This is a genomic window from Lacrimispora sphenoides, assembly GCF_900105215.1.
Lineage (GTDB): Bacteria > Bacillota > Clostridia > Lachnospirales > Lachnospiraceae > Lacrimispora > Lacrimispora sphenoides_A.
Map to the genome: position 1 here is coordinate 1 of NZ_FOIP01000001.1, position 20,993 is coordinate 20,993.

Annotated in this window: 26 protein-coding genes and 1 pseudogene; 2 read left to right on the top strand and 25 right to left on the bottom strand. The window is 39.5% G+C overall.

Going from position 1 to position 20,993, the window contains the following annotated elements:
* The 24 genes and pseudogenes from BMW45_RS00005 to BMW45_RS00105 form a co-directional block, all read right to left on the bottom strand.
* The coding region (locus BMW45_RS00005) for a hypothetical protein (protein WP_143056995.1) at positions 1–238 on the bottom strand (238 nt) is incomplete at its 3' end.
* A 173-nt stretch (positions 239–411) separates the two neighbouring features.
* Complete coding sequence (locus BMW45_RS28305; protein WP_092240002.1) at positions 412–1,026, bottom strand: tyrosine-type recombinase/integrase; 615 nt, start codon at positions 1,024–1,026, stop codon at positions 412–414.
* A 218-nt stretch (positions 1,027–1,244) separates the two neighbouring features.
* Positions 1,245–2,687, bottom strand: coding sequence for a helix-turn-helix domain-containing protein (locus BMW45_RS00015; RefSeq protein ID WP_092240003.1), 1,443 nt, complete (start codon positions 2,685–2,687; stop codon positions 1,245–1,247).
* Positions 2,688–2,868: 181 nt separating this feature from the next.
* Positions 2,869–3,654: a class B sortase gene (srtB, locus tag BMW45_RS00020; protein ID WP_092240004.1), complete on the bottom strand. Its 786-nt coding sequence runs from the start codon at positions 3,652–3,654 to the stop codon at positions 2,869–2,871.
* Positions 3,655–3,865: 211 nt separating this feature from the next.
* Positions 3,866–4,081: a hypothetical protein gene (locus BMW45_RS27370; protein WP_143056997.1), complete on the bottom strand. Its 216-nt coding sequence runs from the start codon at positions 4,079–4,081 to the stop codon at positions 3,866–3,868.
* 35 nt (positions 4,082–4,116) lie between these two features.
* A complete protein-coding gene (locus BMW45_RS00025; protein ID WP_092240005.1) occupies positions 4,117–4,302 on the bottom strand; it encodes a hypothetical protein in 186 nt (61 codons plus the stop codon).
* Positions 4,303–4,321: 19 nt separating this feature from the next.
* The gene (locus BMW45_RS00030) at positions 4,322–4,552 is read right to left on the bottom strand and encodes a hypothetical protein (RefSeq protein ID WP_092240006.1); all 231 of its coding nucleotides are present in this window, start codon (positions 4,550–4,552) and stop codon (positions 4,322–4,324) included.
* A gap of 211 nt (positions 4,553–4,763) precedes the next feature.
* Positions 4,764–4,940, bottom strand: coding sequence for a hypothetical protein (locus BMW45_RS27655; RefSeq protein WP_166433249.1), 177 nt, complete (start codon positions 4,938–4,940; stop codon positions 4,764–4,766).
* Between the two features lie 26 nt (positions 4,941–4,966).
* The gene (locus BMW45_RS00035) at positions 4,967–5,176 is read right to left on the bottom strand and encodes a hypothetical protein (protein WP_092240007.1); all 210 of its coding nucleotides are present in this window, start codon (positions 5,174–5,176) and stop codon (positions 4,967–4,969) included.
* Positions 5,177–5,228: 52 nt separating this feature from the next.
* Positions 5,229–5,876: a YopX family protein gene (locus BMW45_RS00040; RefSeq protein ID WP_092240008.1), complete on the bottom strand. Its 648-nt coding sequence runs from the start codon at positions 5,874–5,876 to the stop codon at positions 5,229–5,231.
* A gap of 42 nt (positions 5,877–5,918) precedes the next feature.
* Positions 5,919–6,173, bottom strand: coding sequence for a hypothetical protein (locus tag BMW45_RS00045; RefSeq protein ID WP_092240009.1), 255 nt, complete (start codon positions 6,171–6,173; stop codon positions 5,919–5,921).
* Between the two features lie 31 nt (positions 6,174–6,204).
* A complete protein-coding gene (locus BMW45_RS27660; protein WP_166433250.1) occupies positions 6,205–6,351 on the bottom strand; it encodes a hypothetical protein in 147 nt (48 codons plus the stop codon).
* Between the two features lie 30 nt (positions 6,352–6,381).
* Positions 6,382–7,155 (bottom strand): DNA methyltransferase, encoded by a 774-nt coding sequence (locus tag BMW45_RS00050; protein ID WP_242882842.1) that lies wholly within the window; start codon positions 7,153–7,155, stop codon positions 6,382–6,384.
* 69 nt (positions 7,156–7,224) lie between these two features.
* The gene (locus BMW45_RS00055) at positions 7,225–7,923 is read right to left on the bottom strand and encodes a hypothetical protein (RefSeq protein WP_092240010.1); all 699 of its coding nucleotides are present in this window, start codon (positions 7,921–7,923) and stop codon (positions 7,225–7,227) included.
* Between the two features lie 19 nt (positions 7,924–7,942).
* Positions 7,943–8,149, bottom strand: a complete 207-nt coding sequence (locus BMW45_RS00060) for an HNH endonuclease (protein ID WP_143056998.1) — start codon at positions 8,147–8,149, stop codon at positions 7,943–7,945.
* Positions 8,150–8,293: 144 nt separating this feature from the next.
* A complete protein-coding gene (locus BMW45_RS00065; RefSeq protein ID WP_092240011.1) occupies positions 8,294–9,736 on the bottom strand; it encodes a ParB/RepB/Spo0J family partition protein in 1,443 nt (480 codons plus the stop codon).
* A gap of 21 nt (positions 9,737–9,757) precedes the next feature.
* Entirely contained in the window at positions 9,758–10,642 is an 885-nt protein-coding gene (locus BMW45_RS00070) for a ParA family protein (protein ID WP_242882843.1), read from the bottom strand.
* A gap of 1 nt (position 10,643) precedes the next feature.
* The gene (locus BMW45_RS00075; protein ID WP_092240012.1) at positions 10,644–10,937 is read right to left on the bottom strand and encodes an AbrB/MazE/SpoVT family DNA-binding domain-containing protein; all 294 of its coding nucleotides are present in this window, start codon (positions 10,935–10,937) and stop codon (positions 10,644–10,646) included.
* Between the two features lie 80 nt (positions 10,938–11,017).
* Positions 11,018–11,218 carry a hypothetical protein gene (locus tag BMW45_RS00080; protein WP_092240013.1) on the bottom strand — a complete coding sequence of 67 codons (201 nt, stop codon included), beginning with the start codon at positions 11,216–11,218 and terminating at the stop codon, positions 11,018–11,020.
* Between the two features lie 465 nt (positions 11,219–11,683).
* A pseudogene (lysS, locus tag BMW45_RS00085) lies at positions 11,684–13,180 on the bottom strand (lysine--tRNA ligase); the annotation flags it as partial.
* A 72-nt stretch (positions 13,181–13,252) separates the two neighbouring features.
* On the bottom strand, positions 13,253–13,735 hold the full coding sequence (greA, locus tag BMW45_RS00090) for a transcription elongation factor GreA (protein WP_025231851.1): 483 nt from the start codon (positions 13,733–13,735) through the stop codon (positions 13,253–13,255).
* Positions 13,736–13,832: 97 nt separating this feature from the next.
* Positions 13,833–14,813, bottom strand: a complete 981-nt coding sequence (gene dusB, locus BMW45_RS00095; protein WP_092240015.1) for a tRNA dihydrouridine synthase DusB — start codon at positions 14,811–14,813, stop codon at positions 13,833–13,835.
* Positions 14,810–15,166, bottom strand: coding sequence for a DUF6145 family protein (locus BMW45_RS00100; protein WP_092246034.1), 357 nt, complete (start codon positions 15,164–15,166; stop codon positions 14,810–14,812). Before BMW45_RS00100 ends, dusB begins: the two co-directional genes overlap by 4 nt.
* A gap of 91 nt (positions 15,167–15,257) precedes the next feature.
* The gene (locus BMW45_RS00105) at positions 15,258–16,265 is read right to left on the bottom strand and encodes a LacI family DNA-binding transcriptional regulator (protein ID WP_092240016.1); all 1,008 of its coding nucleotides are present in this window, start codon (positions 16,263–16,265) and stop codon (positions 15,258–15,260) included.
* Positions 16,266–16,552: 287 nt separating this feature from the next.
* On the opposite strand from BMW45_RS00105, the gene BMW45_RS00110 reads away from it, so the two are divergent.
* Entirely contained in the window at positions 16,553–18,034 is a 1,482-nt protein-coding gene (locus BMW45_RS00110; protein WP_092240017.1) for a UxaA family hydrolase, read from the top strand.
* A gap of 85 nt (positions 18,035–18,119) precedes the next feature.
* Positions 18,120–19,610, top strand: coding sequence for a tagaturonate reductase (locus tag BMW45_RS00115; protein ID WP_092240018.1), 1,491 nt, complete (start codon positions 18,120–18,122; stop codon positions 19,608–19,610).
* Positions 19,611–19,797: 187 nt separating this feature from the next.
* On the opposite strand, the gene BMW45_RS00120 is transcribed toward BMW45_RS00115, so the two are convergent.
* Positions 19,798–20,700 (bottom strand): LysR family transcriptional regulator, encoded by a 903-nt coding sequence (locus BMW45_RS00120; RefSeq protein ID WP_092240019.1) that lies wholly within the window; start codon positions 20,698–20,700, stop codon positions 19,798–19,800.
* Between the last annotated feature and the right edge of the window lie 293 nt (positions 20,701–20,993).

Here is a 20,993-nt window from a genome sequence, read left to right on the forward strand (position 1 = left end):
TACGAGCTGCTTCATAAAGTTCCCTGAACTCGATTTCATTAAGGCCACTCATGGTGTACTGCATGGATTTGAGTAGTAGGAATTGGGCAGTTGCCGCCGTACTTAGTGCTTTGTATTCAAGATCTTTTATTTCTTTAAATTTCCCATCAAATTCTGAACGAAGTGTTCTCCTAAGTGTTGTAGTAATTATATCAAGGCCACGTTCCGCAGCGTCAGTAGCTATTGCATCATGTAACATTCTTCGAGCCATCTCCGCTTTGCTGATTCCTTGTTCCTCCGCCATGGCTTTTATTTGTTTGTGATCATCGTCTACTAGGCGAACATGTAACTCAGGTAAACTGCAGCTGCTTTTGCTTTTTTGTGTTTTCGTATTCCTCATAATCGTGTAGATAGAAAGTAATTGCTATATGCTTATATTATACTTTTGCTGTTTGAGATTTTATCGTATAGCCCTTTTTGGGCCTCGATAGAATAATTGAGGTATATCATTGTGTTACTGATATATTTGTGTCCAAGCCACCATTGAACGTCCCGCACGTCGATATGAGGAATGGCAATAAGTTCCATGGCACGGGTGTGCTTGAGTGTATGGAAATGCCATTTATCCTGACTTATTGTTGTGAAACTACAATAAAATTTCATCAGAATATCTAAAGTTCTGCGATTTATTGGCCGGCCGCTTTTGGATGGGAATAAATAATTACTGGTGAAGGGAGTTCTAATTCTTTCTTGATAATATTTCTCTAATTCATAAAATACCCGTTCATCAACAATCTTCAGAACATTACTCACACTTCCTTTTAACCTTCGACAGAAAATACTCTGATCTTTCACATTGAAATCTGTAATTTCAATTAAACCAATCTCGCTGGCACGTAGACCGCAATATTCAGCAATCAAAAAAATAGTTAGATTTCGTGAGTGAAATTTTGATGACGTATCAACTTTTTTAATTACATCAATTAATTCATTGTACTCTGCCGTTGATAAATATTTTATGTTTGAGGTACTAAATGATGATCCCATTGGATATTCACCACCTTTTTTTAGTTTAGTTCAAACAGCAATGCGACAAAATAAGCATTTTGTCTTTCTATCGTTCTCCTTTCAAAATTATTATATATTAGTTATTTTCGATTAACAACTATATTACATATCTTTTTGTTATTTCAACTCAAAGTTGACCAAATCCTGTTAATACTGTTGATTTCATACCAAAAACCTTATCTTTCTGGTTCATTTATTCAAAATTCCATCTGTTTAAGCACCAATGCATCATAATCCGTTTCTCGCTGCGGAAAGCTCTGAAAGGCATTTAGAGATTTTGGTAGTCTTTTTTTTGTACCTGGAGTAATGTCCCATTGCGTGGTACCTATAATTCTTGCATAAACAGATTGCACCCAGCCCTGAGGATAGGATATTGGTTCTTCGCTTTGTTCATAAAGCTCAACAATTCGATTTATTGTTTTCGTAAAACTATTTTCTTCAATCGCTCTCACAGTCTTTGATTCTAAGTATTCATATGTCCGTTCCAGCCCTTTACTCTTCACCCCTTGATTAAAAATAAACAGCTCACTAATATACTCTATCACCATCCGTTCCGGATCAGATAGGCATAGCTTGTCCATCGAAGATTTTATATATTGCTCAAATACCACAACAACATCTTCATTTGTTTTACTGGTTAATTTCTGAATTAATAATTCATTAATGTCTTTAGTAGTAGTGGTTTTATAAATACTAGAAATATTATTATTATGGTAGTGTCCTTGTTTTGACCCCATGGCTCCATTTTGCATGTCCCTAGTTTGACCCCATGGCTCATTTTGCGTGTCCCTAGTTTGACCCCATGGCTCGGCTTGCGTGTCCCCAGTTTGACCCCATGGTTCATTTTGCGTGTCCCCAGTTTGACCCCATGGCTCGGTTTGCGTGTCCCTAGTTTGACCCCATGGTTCAGTTTGCCTATCCCCAGTTACAGATTCATCCTGCTCTTTCAGAGGAATATCTGTTACACTTGTCCATGTTGTGGGTGTCAATATGACTTCATATCTGCCACCTGTAACACGGCCAAGTTTGTCCCGTACATGAGAATATTTTACTAATTCCAACGCACTCAATCTGGCAATAGACCTTTTATATGTCTTTTCGCTTATTCCCAGATGTACAAGTATTTCCTCACGTGCAGGCATTCTTGTGTTTCCAGCCCCCATAAATGATACAATATAACCATATATCACTTTTTCGGTACAGGATATGGCTCTGCTTTTCATAACTCTATAACTAAGCATCCCGGAGCCACCAGAAAGAAGCCCCTCCACGACTATTGTATCACCAGATAATTTATCATCAATCATATATCGTTTGGGATTAAGATTCAAATGGTAAATATTATGTTCAAATTTATTAGCTGTTGCTTTTTCTTTGCTAATATGTATGTAATTTTGCTCTGTTAAATTCTCCATGGCAGCATAGTATTTATCCTTACCAATGCCCAAGTCATTCAATATTTGTGCACGAGTCGGATATACACTATAATTTCCACCTGTTAATGAACAAAAGTATAAATATACTGCTTTCGCAGCTATTGACAGTTCAGTATCTTGTGTTAAAAATTTAGGAGCAAAGCCATAGCCTGATGCATATATAGAATGTTCCTCAAATTTAATAATATCTGTTTGTGTTATCATAACGTCCCACCCACTTATCTCTGTTTTTCATGTGCGGATATTATACATCTCCGGCCATTGCAACTGCACCTTTAAAATGATACAGTCCATTGTAAACCTCATCTTCAAACGGATCCTACAAAAGGCTTCTCTCCTCTTCTTCCGGATCTACTGTTTTTTCTCCCTGGGTCAGCCCCCCCACTCATTTCTCATCCTGTTCTTCCTCCATATCACTTAAAACTCCATATACTGCATATCTGGCATTGTTATATTCATAAGAGCATGTACAAAGCACCAATATCCGATCATGTTCTTCTACTGCAACCGGACTTTTAAATGTCGAAGAAACCAAAAGCTTTTTCAACCAGCTCTCCCGTGCATCTGTACTTTCAAATATTATTGGAAATGATCCTTTCTGACCATCCAGTATCTCTCCAGCAAATAAATCTACCCGGTAATCCTGATCTGGAGTATACAAATACAGAATAGGATGCTCCTCATAATAACTTTGTGTCTTATAACCTGAAAGGGAAGAGAATATCTGCCCTCCTCTGATATGATGGCCATATAGAATAGTCACATCATCCTGAAACTCTTTCTGGTTCAGGCTTTCCATAAAGATTGATCCTATGATGCTCCGCTCACCATCCACCATATGATTCAGATAGTAATTATTATCTGATCCCTGTACAACAGGATAATCAATATCTGATCCCGGCGACCATATCCATCCTGCAATATCCGGATTCCATTGTAACAATATCCCAAAATTCGGTCCTTTTCTTGTATATACTTTCACGGCCATAATATCCTTATCATACTCCATTACAGCGGCGGATTCATGGAAAGCACGCTCTCTTATCTTGTTGTATACCTGCTCTGCCTGAACTCTGGGTATCATCTCCTGATAAAAATTCCAGCCGCAAAAAACAGCTACTGCCAGACATGATAAAATCAGCCCCAAAAGTAATAATCGTTTTTTCTTCATCCTAATATCCTAATTAAAGTGCAAAGATATGTATGCAAGCCCAAATATAATGACAAATATTATCGCCCTAATAATTAATCTTAATCTATCACTTTCCTCCAATTCATCCTTAAACCAATTTACAACAATTATTGTGAGAACAAACATTATCATCGGTACTATTAATAATATTAAAGTTAAATCCATATGTACTTACCCTTCTAATTTCAGTTTACTTACCTAAATCACTAACCAAATCAACATACCGATGACACATCATAGACACTAAGCGATCACCTATTTTATGATCTTCATTAAAACGACATATTTCTGAATAATATTTCCACATGGTGACCAAATCTTCATGTGACATTCTTGCAAGTAATCTTACCTGTTCATCTTCTGGTAAAAGTCTCAAATCATCAAATAATTTTTTTCCTCTTGACAATATATTTCCCTTCCCTCCGGTTCTGTCGGATAATCCTAATTCGCCTGCGGCATCAAGTTATGCTCTTCAATAAAATGTTGAACGATAAGCCCGACACGATCTGGAGATATTGGTACAGAAATAAAAGTCCCATGATCCTCCTCAATGCCATCATGTTTTAAAAACACATTACCATCTGACGATATCTCTATTTCAATTTTTGTTGTATTTGCTATCTTCATAAGTTACCTCCATAAAATCCTAATTTAACCGACTAATAGTTAGCGCTATATCATCAATATTTCCTTCGCCGTAGTCAATAAAACAGTTAAGAGCATCATAGAGATTATCTGCATTTACACCCGCATAAGGCACATCCATGAGACTAAAAACTCCCTGAATTTTATTGAAAAGTTCATCTTTGAGACAAGACGCTTTTTCTGTCTGTTTTCTAACCCTGGCTATCTCTTTCGTCAATTCTCCTTGTTTCATGCGCACCTCCTCAAAATCCTAATAAGACCGCTTATCAGTCTGCTTATGATTTGTGAGTGACTCTATTTCCTCTACCTGCTTTTTAGATAGATTACACTCATGGGTGCAATGGTAATCATCACCTTGTGGCTCACATGTACCAAAAGCATTAATTTGATCATTCATATCATAAAATCTACAGCTAATACAGTTCATCGTTCCTCCTCTAATCCTAATCTATTGAATAACATAAATACTCAATAGACAAACTAACACCCATTTCTTTACCGCATTTCGGACACTCCACAACGCTGGTATCCATATTGCAGTTGCAGGCTTCTTTCCCATTAAATACATGATGACAATAGATACATTCACAATCATCTGTTTTCTGCGTACTATCAGCCATTTCACACCTTCTTTCTATCGAAAATCCTAATTTTCTTCCAGTTCAATACATGTTTCTACATCGTACATGCCACCTCCAATTGTTACTATACACTTCACATTCCGGTCCTTAATTTCTGTATACCATGATTCTTCCTTTAATCTATCCAAGCCTTCTCTGTATTCTTCGCAATATGGTAAAATTGAAAAACAGGCTACCCCATCTGTTAATACATTCATAAGTTCTTTCAGTTTCATGTTTTTTCTCTCCTTTTAAATTTCTAGATCAGAGACGCAGCTCTGTGAAATATCAGTTTACTAGTTCAAAATAGTTTTCTAAATCCGACTCTGTTATATTAATTTTAAACGCTTTAATCCCATCAATACGCCTCATATAAACTTCTCCACACAGTTTATATGCACTTACGTCTAATTCCCAAATAGAACCAACAGATACCGTTTCGTATGTCTCGTTGGGATTGATATTTTCATCTGTTATTAGTAATCCCATTTCCTTTATGCACTTATATTCCTTCTTTTCCTCCATCAAATCCGGATTTTCAAATATATTACCGATTACTTTCGCATAATCTTCCAACGGACCTAACGGCATCTGTGGATACCCAACAGCTTCTACATAAAATCCCACATTATCCATATAACAGCCATCTGCTGGGCAATATGCTTCATATGTACCATACCTTATAACCATTACAATAGCCAATATCTGGCTCCCCTGATGGCTTTCAATTATATCTCCCTCAAATACTTCCTTGCCCGATATGTCATGCTTGCCTGTACATTGTCCGACCGTAACAGGGTCAACTTCTATTCCATGTCTTCCATACTCATCTTCTCCGAATATAGTTATTGGAAAGTCAGGGCTATAACAATAGTTCCCTATAACCCACTCACCGTTAGTAGTCCGCTTTCCGCGGAATAAGTATCTGTTATCCATTACTCTATTACCTCCATCAAATACTAATTTAAAATTTTTCAACTAAAACTTACCATCAAAAGAATGCATTTCCCAATACCACCCCTTTTTTAAGGCCGAATAATCATTCTCTTTGATATCCTCAAATTCGGCACCACAATTTGGGCAATATCGGATATTATATTGTAGATGCGGCCATAGCCCAATCAGTATTCTTTCCGGAACTAGACAGCCGCAATTAGTACAGTGAGAAACTTCATACTGATTTTTTCTCACCAACCTTGCTTTTGAGGTAAACATATTCAACTGATATTCCATACTGTTCCTCCTCCAAATCCTAATTTACTAACTAATCTCGCTCATAAATAACATCTTCATCAACAGTCACTTTAACTGGTTCGTCTGTACAGAACATTAGATATAAGGCCTCATCTGCGTCTAATTCCTCTTGATTTTTTATTTTAATTCTTAATTTTTCCAAATCATAATTTGACATAAGTTTTCCTTTATAAATATAAATTGTGGATCAGCACCGTTCCACTCCATAGTGAAATATATCGAACTGTGCCTTGTGCTCCTGCAGTCTTTTGTTTGCCATGTTGTAGGTGTAAATATCCTTTTCGGTCCCCACATACTGGATACCCATATCCTCACAGGCTATTAAGCTGCTAGCACTCCCGACATGGGTATCAATGAGTATATTCCCTGGCTCTAAATACTTTTGCATAATCCATTTATACAAAGCCACCGGCTTCTGAGTAGGTGTTATCCGCCTTTCATTCAGCTTCTTATTGCCTTGCTGTATCCATCCCTCTTCAATAGATTTTCCCTGCATCATTCCCCGCCACATAAAGCGGAATATATCTACCCTATTATTGAAGGAGTTATAGGCAATCTCTGCATCTGACTGATCAGTTCCATCGTTGCATTTATCCCAAATGATCCGGCCTCCGACAAGAGGATAATTAAAGTAGTTACAGCCGAATATGATTTGATGCTTAGATATCCTTATCACTTCGTCAAAGTATTCGCTGTCTGGAGGTTCGTTGTCCCAGCCTCGATTTTCATAGTTCCCATCTTTAACATAAATTTTACTGCCGTTCTTCTGCTTTACAAATCCGCTCCTGTCTTTTCCTCCATGTTCCTTCAAACCATACTGAGGATCACAGAGAGCCAAATCAAAATAATTATCTGGATATAGTTTCATTACATCTTTGCAATCGGCATTTATGAAACTGTTCGGCAATGGTATTTCCATCTGACCATCACAGGCATAATTATCAAATACTTCTAATCCCATCTTTTCAAGAAGCCTGGTATACCCTTACCCCAGCTGGAGGCTGGCCCCTTTCTTTTATTCAATCAAATACTAATTCGCTTTATCCAAAACTCGATTGTAAGGAATTCCCACCCTATCATTTATAGTTTTTATGTAAAAATCCCCTGTTTGATTTTCTCTTATAAGAATAGTCCATACAACATTTAATACTGCCCCTTGTACATTTTCTGCTAATTGCGATTCAGTAATTCTGCTCGAAGAAGATGAACCATATCCATTATACATGTAGTAAAATGTTTCACTTTTATCAACAGCTTCTACTTGAAATGGAATTGTATAAGGCTCTGACTTTTGTATACTTATTCCACCTGTAGGCAAGGAATAATATTCAACATTGAGACTGTCTTGCCTAATACCATTATATTTTGCATATTTAGACAGCAATGATATATCGCTATACACCTGAGATGTCATAACATCAATACCTTCTGGAACATCATCTATATAAAGAGACAATTTTATAGATGAAGATTGTGTAAACAACCAGTTTTTAGCCCTTGAAGTTTCAATTGAATATGTAGGTTTTAATTTCAAACTGATATCTTTAAATTCAATTGTATGGTTTGTTTCAAGGTCAGTCATTTCTTCTTCCCGACTTTCAATCGTCATATCTTTTCCGATTGTACCGATTGTTTCATTTTCCAACGTCACACCACTTTCTTCCAACGTACATCCTGTAATAGATAAAATGATTATCAAATTAAGTAGTATTGTAATTATTCTCTTCATCTATAAATTTTCCTTTCAATTAGCAAGTCTCATTTTTCTGTTTCAAAATAAAATTGCTTAGATCATCAGTTCCTCCATACCAGTACAAGGATTCCACATGATCGACTTGCATTTCACTAAGTTCCATTTCACAGCCGCAATAGGCACAATGCCCATTATATTTTTCATAGACCTTTTTTCGTATCTTTTTAGGGATTGCTTTTCTCTTTACTTCTGTATTACCCATGGTATCCTTTCCTCGATTCTCCGGAAAATCCTAATTCAACACATTAGCTTTATAAATTGCATCGGATCTTGTATGTGCTGATACATAAAAACCCACACTGACCATATAACACTTAAACCTAACACAATCAGAATTCGAATCAACTCATGATTCTATTAAGGCTAATAGCTTTTTCAGCTCCTTCATACTGAGTGTCATTTCAGAAACATGTTTAATATCTTCTACTTTAGCCAATACCTTATAGCTCTCAATATTTGCGATTAGCTTACTACAAAGATTTCCCAGAAAAGAAAAGTTCATATCCAGTTGTGTCTGGATACGTAATAACTCCTCCAACTCCTCCATTTGCGCTGTATCCTGTTCCTGGTTCTCCAACTCCTGGATACGCTGCTTCGCCTCTTGTAATGCTCCCTGCGCTTCTTCTAGGCGGTTATTTGTATCTGTAATCATTCGGCTAGCACTATTCTTTTCTTCAGCAAGTTCATTTTGTAAACGTATAATTCGGTCAGCATTTTTTTCTTTCTCAGCTTTCGCTATCTCCTCCCGGATTTGTTTTTCCCGTTCTTTGGATTCCTCTAGGATTCTGTCAATATCATCATCTCGGTTCGCACGAAGGGTATCTAAATCTGATTCAATTTGGTCTTTTTCCTCTATTAACTGCCGCTTTTCTGTTTCAGCCTTCTCAGCACGTTCCATATACAATTTTACCTGTGCTGGGTCAGCATTTTTTTCTCTCTGCAGGAAATCCAGAAATAAAAGCTGTTCCTCCTCAGACATTTTTGCGATTGTCGGCACCTTATTAATACTTAGATTTCCATGTTCAAATTCTGCCTTCAGTGCTGGAATCAGTTCCTGAATCTGTTCATATTTTCGAATCTGCCGCTCTGTTATCCCTGTTGCCTCAGCAACCTGGGCCTGTGTCACTTTAGGGGGATTGCCTCCATACAATAGCAAGTTTTTTTCTTCCATCAGAGTACGTACTTTTTGTGTGTACTCGGCTCGTTGTTGCGGTGTAAAAGTACGGACATCAATATTTGCTGTATATTTTCTTAGATTGCTATCAATCTCATCTACTTTGGACAGCTCCGGCTCGTCTTGATATTTAGCTTTTTTTACATTTACAGGAAAACCATTGATATAAAATTCCTTAATATACTCTACATAGGAAAGATACTCTACATCCTCTGAATCTTCATAGTCTTTAAAACGTTCATGTGCCAGATCAAAAGCGCGTAACCTTCTCTCTCCAGATTCCAGAATATACTTATCTGTATCCTCATCATAAAATGCTACTAAATTATGTAATAAACCATCTTCCAAAAGCTTGGCTGATAGACTTTCAACTTCATCCATATCAAAATCATTGTTTTTATTGAATACGATTTTCTCTCGTGGAATAAATTTGAAGTTAAATGCCTTATTGGACTGCTCCGATGAATCCACAGCCTTAACCAGCTCATGTAAACCCGCCTGTGGCTGAAAACTATCCACATTTTCTTTGCTAGTCTCCATTTCTTTGCTCTGCACATCTGCTTTAGTGAATGCCGGATTTTTTCCATCAAGATTTAAATTATTAAATTTTCCCATTATTCATTTACCCTTTCATTATTACGCACTTATGCTCATTATCAATTTTTCTTTTGCTTCATCTGGTAAAATGTCCATCTCCAGTAAAAGATTGCAATAATCAATCAGTGCATTGCTATCGTTACTCAATTGCAACATAGGGATATGCTTCTTTTGCATTTGTTCTATCTTTGTATCTCTTCTAATACAGGTATTGAAAAATTTATCTGCAATCTCATCTTTATATTCCTGAACACATTCCTTATATACATTGGTTCGACTATCAGCTTGTGTCAAAAATGCTCCCAGAAATTTAACATTATCCAAATCATACTCATCCTTGATCTGATTAAGTTTATCCAATATTTCCACTACACCTTTTTTTGAATAATCTTCCGATCGGACAGGAGTTATTATATAATCACTTGCCACAATACTGTTTAGTGTGAAAAAATTCATACTTGGAGAATTGTCGATGAGGACAAAATCGTAATCCTCTTTTACTGCTTTAATAGCCTTACTGAGAATAAATGGGCTTTTATAGCAGTCTTCCAAATTCTTTTCTATATTATTAAAGCGGTTACTTGACGGAATAATATCAACGCCTAAAATATTGGTATGTTTAATTAGTCTAGTAATTTCTGTTTTTTCTTTTAATCGATCAACAAACACCTCAAAGATGTTTTCCTGTTCTGGTGCTGTCCTTCCTGATACACTACTAAGAGATTCCTTTACATAAGAATGTAATGTTAGAGAAACATTACTCTGACCGTCAAGATCAAGAACTAATACCCGGAATCCCAGATAAGCTAATAATTCTGCCAAAATTAAGGTTGTTGCTGTTTTCCCTACCCCACCTTTATTATTGATAATGCTGATAACATTGAAAATCCCTGCTTTGATAGTATTTTTAATATTGTTACACATATTAGACATCCTCCTCCACTTTTTCACTCCAAATGATTTTATTACCACAATTCCCACAGCAAGAACTGTTAAATCGCTCCATTAATTCATTACCACAATAAGGGCAAATTCCTTGTCTTTCCTTTGCTATTTTCCTTACTTTATTTACGGCTTGTACGATATTATCAGAACACTTTAAAATCAGCTCTGTTCCATTTACACGAAATTCACATGCCGTTCCTATAGACATTTTCAACTTACGTCTAATCTCAATCGGAATCACAATTCTTCCTAATCGATCAATCTTTCTTACCATATGTCCCCTCTCCTCTCAGATTTAATGCTTTCTTTCATACCTATTCCTTTCTTAAAAATCCTAACATTCATCCACAGTTACTATAATCTCTCATGTAAATAAGTAACAATATCCTCAATATTTCTTTCCAGCTCTCGTAACTGCAAAGAAGTATCTTCAATCTGGTTTTCTCCGGATTCCTCATCCTCATATCGTTCCCGCTGAAATAGTTTACGTTTATTTTCCAGATCTTCTAGCTCATTCAGCAATCGAATTCTTTTTTTTCGATGAACTTTGATCATAGTGCACTCCCTTCTTATCAAAATTAATATAGATGAAATGCCATCCGTTTCTAAAATGAGTTCTTGAATTTTAGACAAAAACATGATATACTTTTTTGCATTAGGGCAAAGTGATTCATGTGACCAATGTCACGACGATGGATTCATTGAAGTTTTGTCCTTTAAGGAAGTCTCTTGGCGGGGGCTTCTTTTTTTGCTATTTTAAGTTCATCCATTTTCGTTCACTTCCCTGTTCTCAAATTGAAAACAAAAAAAGGACACTTCCTTTTAAGGAAATGTCCAAATAACAAGCAATTCTGCTATATTATATTGTATGAATCAATTACTGATATTTTTTACATAAACGTGTAGAGCTTTATTCCGGCTTATATCAAATTAACTATTTGATGTATATTTGATGTAAACTCTCTATTTTTCAAGAAAAAACCTTTGTAGACTATTGATTTTATTAGGTTTTTACTTGTCGAGACTCTTCATCGTCGGGAACAACAACACATCCCTGATCGCATAAGAATCCGTAAGCAGCATAACAAACCGGTCAATACCGATACCAATACCGCCAGTAGGAGGCATACCGATCATGAGTGCATTTACAAAATCATCATCCATGGAATTCGCTTCATCGTCTCCAGCTGCAAGAAGTGCTTCCTGAGCCTTAAAGCGCTCGATCTGATCCAGAGGATCATTTAACTCAGAGTAAGCATTTGCCATCTCACGCTTTGTAATGAACAGCTCAAAACGCTCCGTATAATCTGGATCATCAGGCTTTTTCTTGGTAAGAGGAGAAATCTCTACCGGATGGTCCATAATAAAGGTCGGCTGTACCAGATGCTCTTCAACAAATTCCTCAAAAAGCATGCTTAAAATGTCGCCCTTCTTATGATGTGCCCCATACTCCACATGATACTGGTCTGCGAGAGCCTTAGCTTCTTCATCCGTATGAATGGTGGTAAAATCAATATCCTTATATTTCTTTAAAGCATCTACCATGGTAATGCGTTCAAATGGCTTTGATAAGTCAATTTCCACACCATCATAGTTCACCACAGCCGTTCCAAGGACCTTAAGGGCAACTGACCGGAATAAATCCTCTACCAGATCCATCATGCCGTGGTAATCGGTATAAGCCTGATATAATTCCATTAAAGTAAACTCTGGGTTATGACGGGTATCCACGCCTTCATTACGGAAAACGCGTCCGATTTCATAAACTCTTTCCAGACCGCCTACAATCAGTCTCTTTAAGTAAAGTTCCAAAGAAATACGCAGCTTCACATCTTCATCAAGAGCATTGTAGTGAGTTTCAAATGGTCTTGCCGCAGCGCCGCCTGCATTAGCAACCAGCATAGGTGTCTCCACCTCCATAAAGCCCTGGGCATCCAGATGGTCACGGATGGACTTGATGATCTGGGAACGTTTTACAAACGTATCCCTTACTTCAGGGTTCATGATCAGATCCACATATCTCTGTCTATATCGAATGTCCGTATTGGTCAGGCCGTGGAACTTCTCCGGAAGAATCTGAAGGCTCTTGGTAAGCAGGAGAACGCTCTCAGCATGGATGGAAACTTCTCCCGTCTTTGTTGTAAAAGCAGTTCCCTTAATGCCTACGATATCACCGATATCCAGCTTCTTGAATTCCTTGTATTCCTCTTCTCCGATACTGTCTCTGGCCACATAGGACTGAATATTGCCCTTTAAATCCTGTACATTACAGAAGGAAGCTTTCCCCATCACGCGCTTTGACATAAGACGTCCTGCGATGGATACTTCCTTACCTTCCCATTCTTCATAATGCTCTTTGATTTCACCGCTGTGTACGTTAACATCGTACTTTGTAACTTTAAACGGATCCTTTCCCGATTCCTGAAGCTCTGCCAGCTTTTCCCGGCGGACCTTCAGCAAATGGTTTAAGTCCTCTTCTTTCACCTGATTCTGGTTTTGATTCTGCTGTTCTGCCACCTGTTTGCACTCCTTTGTGAACTATGTTAAGGAAGTTCGATTCGCCAGACGGCTCATCGAACCGCTATTTTTCTATGACACTCTCTGGATTTCCAGAACTTTATACTGGATCACGCCGGACTGTGTCTCTACGTCTACCACATCTCCAACTTTCCTGCCCATCAGTGCATGACCAACCGGGGATTCGTTGGAAATTTTATTCTGAAGGCTGTTTGCCTCTGTGGAACCCACGATTTTGAATTCCATTTCTTCGTCTTCATCAACATCGTAGACTTTTACCTTGCAGCCAATATTAATCTTATCTAAATCAATCTCATCCTCAACCACTACCTCTGCATTTTTAAGGAGCTTCTCCAGCTCTTCAATACGCATCTCAATGTCTCTCTGCTCATCCTTAGCGGCATCATACTCAGCGTTCTCGGATAAGTCACCTTGCTCCCTGGCTTCCTTGATCTTCTGGGCGACCTCTTGTCTTTTGACTACCTTTAAATTATGAAGCTCATCCTCGTATCTTTTAAGGCCTTCGTAGGTTAAAATATTTTTCTTGTCTACCATGGTTTTTGATTCCTCCTGGTTTCATACTCGCTCATTCGCATTCCAAATATTATAGCGTAAACATCTAAAAATGTCAAGAATGTAACTATTCCTTATTCTATTTCTCTGATCGGAATTTTCCGATCCTATCTTCCGCAAAATGCCTTAATTCGTCCATGGTTCCCACCTGGTTGATATCATTTCTAAGCTTTGCAGAATGAGGAAGTCCGGCTGTATACCACGCCATATGCCCGCGCATTTCACGCATGGCCACCGCTTCCCCTTTGTGCTCCATCTCCAGGGCACCATGGCGGATGATCATATTAGAAATCTCTTCTCTGGTGGGTGCTGGAAGCAGCTCTCCTGTTTCCAGATAATGAAGGGTCCTTTTAAAGATCCAGGGATTTCCCTTAGCTCCTCTGGCGATCATCACCCCGTCACAGCCGGTTTCCTCCAGAAGAGCCTTTGCATCCTCCGGCTTAAATACGTCGCCGTTTCCAATGACCGGAATTGAGACAGCTTCCTTTACCTTCCTTATAATATCCCAGTCCGCTGTTCCTGAATAATATTGCTCCCTGGTCCTGCCATGAACAGCAACTGCCGCCACTCCGCAGCTTTCCGCCATTTTGGCAAATTCCACGGCATTGCAGTCCTCATCTGTAAAGCCTTTTCTGAATTTTACGGTCACAGGCTTTTTAATGGTCTTTACCATAGCGGTTAAAATACGCTCTGCAAGCCTGATATCTTTCATTAGCGCCGACCCCTCGCCGTTATTAACGATCTTCGGCATGGGACATCCCATGTTCACATCAATGAATGCATAGGGCCCTTCTTCCACTTTAGCAGCAATATCCGCCATGATATCCGGATCAGAACCAAAAAGCTGGAGGCTGACAGGACCTTCCCCATCGGCCACCTTTAGCAGCTCATTTGTATTTTTGTTTTTATATAAAATTGCCTTAGCGCTGACCATCTCCGTTACTGCCATACCGCAGCCCTGCTCCCTGCAGAGAAAACGAAATGGCAGGTCCGTAACTCCTGCCATAGGTGCCAGTATCAGGTTGTTGTCCAACGTCAAATTTCCAATTCTGAGCTTCACGTATCTATTTCTCCGCCTTCCAATTCTTCTCCCAGATAAAACACCCGGTAATACATTTCCAAAGATTCCAGAAGTTCTCTTTTCTCTTTCCGGTACTGCTTGATCTTCAGCACGCTTCCGATCTCATCAAACAGATAATCCCCCTCCTCTGCTGTTACCTTAAATTCCAGGGTGCCATCCTCATCGTATTCCATGATAAGGATTCCTCCTACATCTTCGGTATAAAGCACGCACATAATTTGAAGATCCTGCTTGATGCTTTCGGGGAGGCTCATAAACTGCTGGTTAAAATAATATTTCTGCTCATAGGAATTGGCGCCGCAAAGCACCACATTATCTCCATCATGCTCCATCGTTTCTGCCACCGCTCTTTCCTTATTAATGCGCATTTCCAATATTTACTGAGATTATATTTTAGCATACACGGAAAGAAATGACAATAGGCTAAAAATCAGTGGTACACCGCTTAATCAGCCGGCATGGAATCCGGTTATTCCTGTTAACTTCCGTTTCTTCTCCCAGAAGGATTTTCATCATATTATCGACAGAGATGTTGCATAATTCCTCGACCCGGTTATCAATGGAAGAAAGCTCCGGATCGCTGCAGATCGACAGGGCGGAATTATTAAATCCGGTAATACACAAATTTTCCGGTACCTTTAATAGCTTTGCATTGGCATACTTAATCGCACCTACGGCAAGACCGTCATCTGTAGCTACCACGCTGTCAAATCGTAAATCACGGCGCTCCAGAAGAATATCCCTTACCGTATGGATCCGGTTCTTTACATAAAGCTTTAAATCTCCCAGCACAGGAAGCCCGTGGGCTTTTAAAGCGGATTCATAGCCTGCCAGTTTCTGATTTGCGCTGTAGGAATGGGAGTCACAGAGAAACAGGATTCTGCGCCGTCCTGTCTCAATCATCTGGCTGGTCACATCGTAGGTTGCCTGATAATCATCTCCATAAGCACAATAAATATTCTCGCCATCCAAATATCCGTTGATCAAAAATATCGGAACCTGCTTTGCTGCATTGCGGACATACTGCGTATTTTTATCTGATTCCCCTGTTCCTGCATAAGTAGAACCAACCATGAGGAGTGCATCAATCCGCTTCGCAAGAAGAAGGCTGACATACTTTTCTTTCACGGACTGTTCAAATCCGCTGCAGCACAAAATACAGTCGTAACCATGCTCGTGCATGCGGCTCTCTAAATGGGCTACCGCTGTAGCCATATATGCATCTGATACATCCGGACATAATATCCCAATGGTCTTCATGGAATCAAGCCCAAGGCCTCTGGCAAATACATTGGGAGTATAGCCATGTTCTTCCATAATCGTCCTGACTTTTTGTTTTGTTTTCTCACTCACACGGGGGCTGTCGTTCACCACCCGGGATACGGTAGCGATGGAAACTCCTGCAAGTTCTGCAATGTCATAAATGTTCATCCTAGTAATCCCTTTTACTCATCAAAATTTCCACACACAAAGTAAGCGTAAGCGCTTACACTTTTCTCGCTTCATTATACAGGATAAATTTCTGTAAAGCAACTGTTATTGCTGATTTTATTTCTTAAAAAAATCTGTTTATTTCTTAAATTGTTCCCCTAAACAAAAAGAAAAATCTCTTTTTTTCTTTCCCTATTGACGTCTGCACCAAAATAGTGTATGTTTTATGTAAGTACTTACATTACATGTACCGATTGATTCTGGTACCAAGAAAGGAAAGGAAGCTTATGCAGGATTTTATCAAAATTCATTCCGGAGATAATGTTGCAGTTGCATTAAAGCCGCTTTCTTCCGGCACTGCCGCAGAGATAGGCGGAAATACCGTTACACTCCTGGAAGATATCCCACAGGGTCATAAATTCGCCCTCGCCGATATACCTGCCGGCTCATCCGTCATCAAATACGGCTGTGCCATTGGCATGGCAAAGGAACATATTAAGACAGGGGCCTGGATTCACACGCATAATTTAAAAACAGGTTTGGGGGATTTACTTACTTATACGTACGAGAAACAGGAAACGGCTGTTATCCCCACAGAAGAACGTTTCTTTCAAGGCTACCGCAGGACGGACGGTAAAGTGGGTGTGCGCAATGAAATCTGGATCATTCCCACTGTTGGCTGTGTCAATAACATAGCCACTGCTCTGGAGCGTATGGCTAAGAAATACGTAGGCGGCTCCATTGACGAAATCGCCGCATTCCCTCATCCTTACGGCTGTTCCCAAATGGGTGACGACCAGGAATATACAAGAACCATTCTGGCTGATTTAATTAACCATCCCAACGCCGGAGGCGTTCTGGTCCTGGGACTTGGCTGCGAAAACAGCAGCGTTTCCGAACTGAAACCCTATATCGGCGATTACGACGAGAACAGGGTAAAATTCCTGGTAACTCAGGAGTCTGAGGATGAAATGGCTGATGCCATGGAGCTCATCGGACAGCTGGCTGAATACGCAGGCACGTTCCACAGAGAGCCTGTAAGCTGCAGCGAACTCACCATTGGTATGAAATGCGGCGGTTCCGACGGTTTATCCGGGATCACAGCCAATCCCACGGTAGGAGCATTCTCCGATATGCTGGTTTCTAAAGGCGGAACCACCATCCTGACGGAGGTTCCCGAAATGTTCGGTGCGGAAACGCTTCTTATGAACCGCTGCCAGAATGAAGAAACCTTTGATAAAACCGTGGATCTGATTAATGATTTCAAGAACTATTTCACCAGCCATAACCAGACTATTTACGAAAATCCTTCCCCTGGCAACAAAAAGGGCGGTATCTCTACCCTGGAGGACAAATCCTTAGGCTGTGTCCAGAAATCCGGCAGCGCTCCGGTCGTAGATGTATTAAAATACGGGGAACCGGTACGCGATAAGGGCTTAAATCTCTTAAGTGCTCCCGGTAACGACTTAGTGGCCTCCACGGCACTGGCCGCTTCCGGTGCCCACATCGTTCTGTTCACCACAGGCCGCGGTACTCCATTTGCCTGTCCGGTACCGACCATGAAGATTTCGACCAACACTGCCTTAAGCACAAAGAAAAGTAACTGGATTGATTTCAACTGCGGCGTACTGGTCGAGGGTACTGATATGGATACCCTTAAAAATGAATTCTTTGATTTTGTCATCGAGGTAGCTTCCGGCAAAAAGGTGAAATCCGAAGAAGCAGGTTTCCATGACATGGCTATCTTTAAGCAGGGCGTGACCTTATAATTCAACTACTATGCCATTCTGTGTCCCTATATGAATGCAGAATGCAGATTGAAATATGCAATGAAGAAAAAAGGAGATAAATTCAATGGAAAAGTTATGTTATGAAACACTGGAAAAACTTGGGTATGACGGATATCTTTTAAAGGAAGCCCCAGAACGTGTGCTGCAGTTCGGCGAAGGTAATTTCTTAAGGGCATTTGTGGATTATTTTATCGATGTCCTGAATGAAAAAACTGGATTTAACTCCAAGGTTGTATTATGCCAGCCCATTGCACCAGGTCTTGCGGATATGATCAACGAACAGGAAGGACTTTATACCCTTTTCCTCCGCGGTTTTGAAAACGGGCAGAAGGTAAATGCCAAGCGGGTGATCTCCTGTGTAAGCAGATGCTTAAATCCTTATGCAGATTATGAGTCCGTATTGGCCTGTGCGGATAATCCTGACCTGCGTTACATTGCCTGCAATACCACTGAAGCAGGTATTACCTACGATCCTTCCTGCCAGTTTACAGATGTTCCGGCTGACAGCTACCCTGGAAAACTGACCCAGTTCCTTTACAGAAGATTTGAAAAGTTCGGAAAGGAAGCCGGAAAGGGATTTGTTATCCTCTCCTGCGAGCTGATCGATAACAACGGAAAAGAGCTGGAGAAATGTGTTTTAAAATACGCCGAGCAATGGAACCTGGGCGATGAATTCATTAATTGGATCAAAGAGGAGAACATCTTCTGCTCCACTCTGGTAGACCGTATCGTAACCGGATATCCGAGAAATGAAGCTGCTGCCATCTGTGAAGAATTAGGCTATCAGGATAACATCATCGATACCGGTGAAGTCTTCGGCTTCTGGGTCATCGAAGGACCGGACAGCTTAAAGAAAGAACTGCCTTTTGAAGAAGCAGGCCTCCCTGTTATCATCTGTAACGATCACAAGCCATATAAGCAGAGAAAGGTCCGCATTTTAAACGGCGCACATACATCCTTTGTATTAGGCGCTTACCTTGCCGGTCAGGATATTGTCCGCAACTGCATGGATGACGAAGTGATCCGCGACTTTATGAATAAGACCATTTATGATGAGATCATTCCTACCCTGACCCTTCCAAAGGAAGAATTAATGAGTTTTGCATCCTCTGTTACGGAGCGTTTCAAAAACCCATTTATTGATCATGCTCTGTTATCCATTTCCTTAAATACCACCTCCAAATGGAAAGCCCGGGTTATGCCTTCCCTTAAAAGCTACGTGGAGCAAACAGGCACACTTCCTAAATGTATAACAGCCTCCTTCGCTTTCTACATTGCATTCTACAACGGAATGAACCTTACGGTCGACGGCCTTGTTGCAGTACGTCCTGCAGGTGACGAATACACCATCAAGGATGATAAGCCGATTCTTCAGTTCTTCTATGATCATAAGGATGACGATGCGGCTTCCCTTGTTCACGCGGTTTGCACCAATGCTGACTTCTGGGATGAGGATTTAAGTGAAATTCCAGGATTTGAAGAAGCCGTGGCAGGTTATTTAACAGGTATTAAAGATAAAGGCGCGTATGAAGTTATGAAGGAATGTTTAAACTGACCGGAATAACGAGTGCCCATTCATAAAGCACATATAGACTTGAGGATACAAACACCGGTGTCACCTTGATTGGTGATACCGGTGTTTTAATCTGGATGTAAATGGAGCAATCCCTTATTCTCCGGATGCAATAAGTAAGTTGTCAATATGCCGCAGTCACATTGCTTGCCGTTTTGCGCAGGCCGCATTAAGAAGCATAGAACTTTACCACCTTATTATATTCCTTCATGATACTATGCAAAACATCTGCATGTTTAAAATCGCTGTGATACAGAATGTTGATCTCCCGAATCATACTAAGATTTTCTATAGGCAATGCAGTAATTTTCCCTTTCTTTAGTTCGTCCAGACATACGCTTCGTGAAAGTATGGAAACTCCTATATCCCGTCTAATAAGATCTTTAATCGTTGCAATATTGTCGACTTCTAAAATGACATTAAAATCATCAAGTGACATGTTATTACTTTCTAAGTGGGCAGTAAACAGGTTTCTAGTCCCCGATGAGGGTCTGCGAAGTATCAATGGCTCCTTCATTAATTCATTTATGGTTACCATGCTCTTTTTTGCCAGGAGATTATTGTTTGATACAACCAGCATCAGGGAATCTGTGTCCAACAGAAGCGAGTTAATGCTGTCATCTTGAACCTTCCCCTCTACAACAGCTAAATCCACCTCATAATTTTTCAGCATATCATAAAGATTATTTATAGAGTCAGAAATAATTGTTATGCTTGCACCAGGATTTTTGGAGCTGTACTTTCCTAACACTTCTGCCACTGCATTACTTTCCGCAGTATGGGTAATTCCAACCGTAAGCCGTCTAACATGGCGCTGCTCATCCAAAATATTTTGTTCCATCCTCTGATATAGGGCTATGCTTCGCCGGGCATATTGAATTACAATATTTCCTTCATTTGTAGGCTTTATATCATTTCCAACACGATTGAAAATTTTAATATTCAATTCTCTTTCCAATTGCTTTATGTGTTGAGTAACCGCTGGCTGCGTCAAAGAAAGATGTTCTGCCGCACGTGTGTAACTGTTAAATTCGACCACTGCTAATAACGTATAAAGTTTAGTATCAATCATCTTATTCACCCCCAACTATAATGATTACTTATGGAATACTAAATAATTATAAATATACATTATGCAATTTATGATTATAATAGTAGCATAAATCAAGAAAGGAGGCAAGAATAATGAGGCAAAAGCTTTTATTTGTATGGCATGTTCTTATTTTTAATGTAATTAAACCATTTCCATATTCTTCATACTATTTTAACAATCATTTTCGGTCACCGACACAAAATATTGCTGATTATTCAATTTCGCGATACAAGGGGATCGTTAACTTCGGAAAGGAACAGTCAGGTTATGCC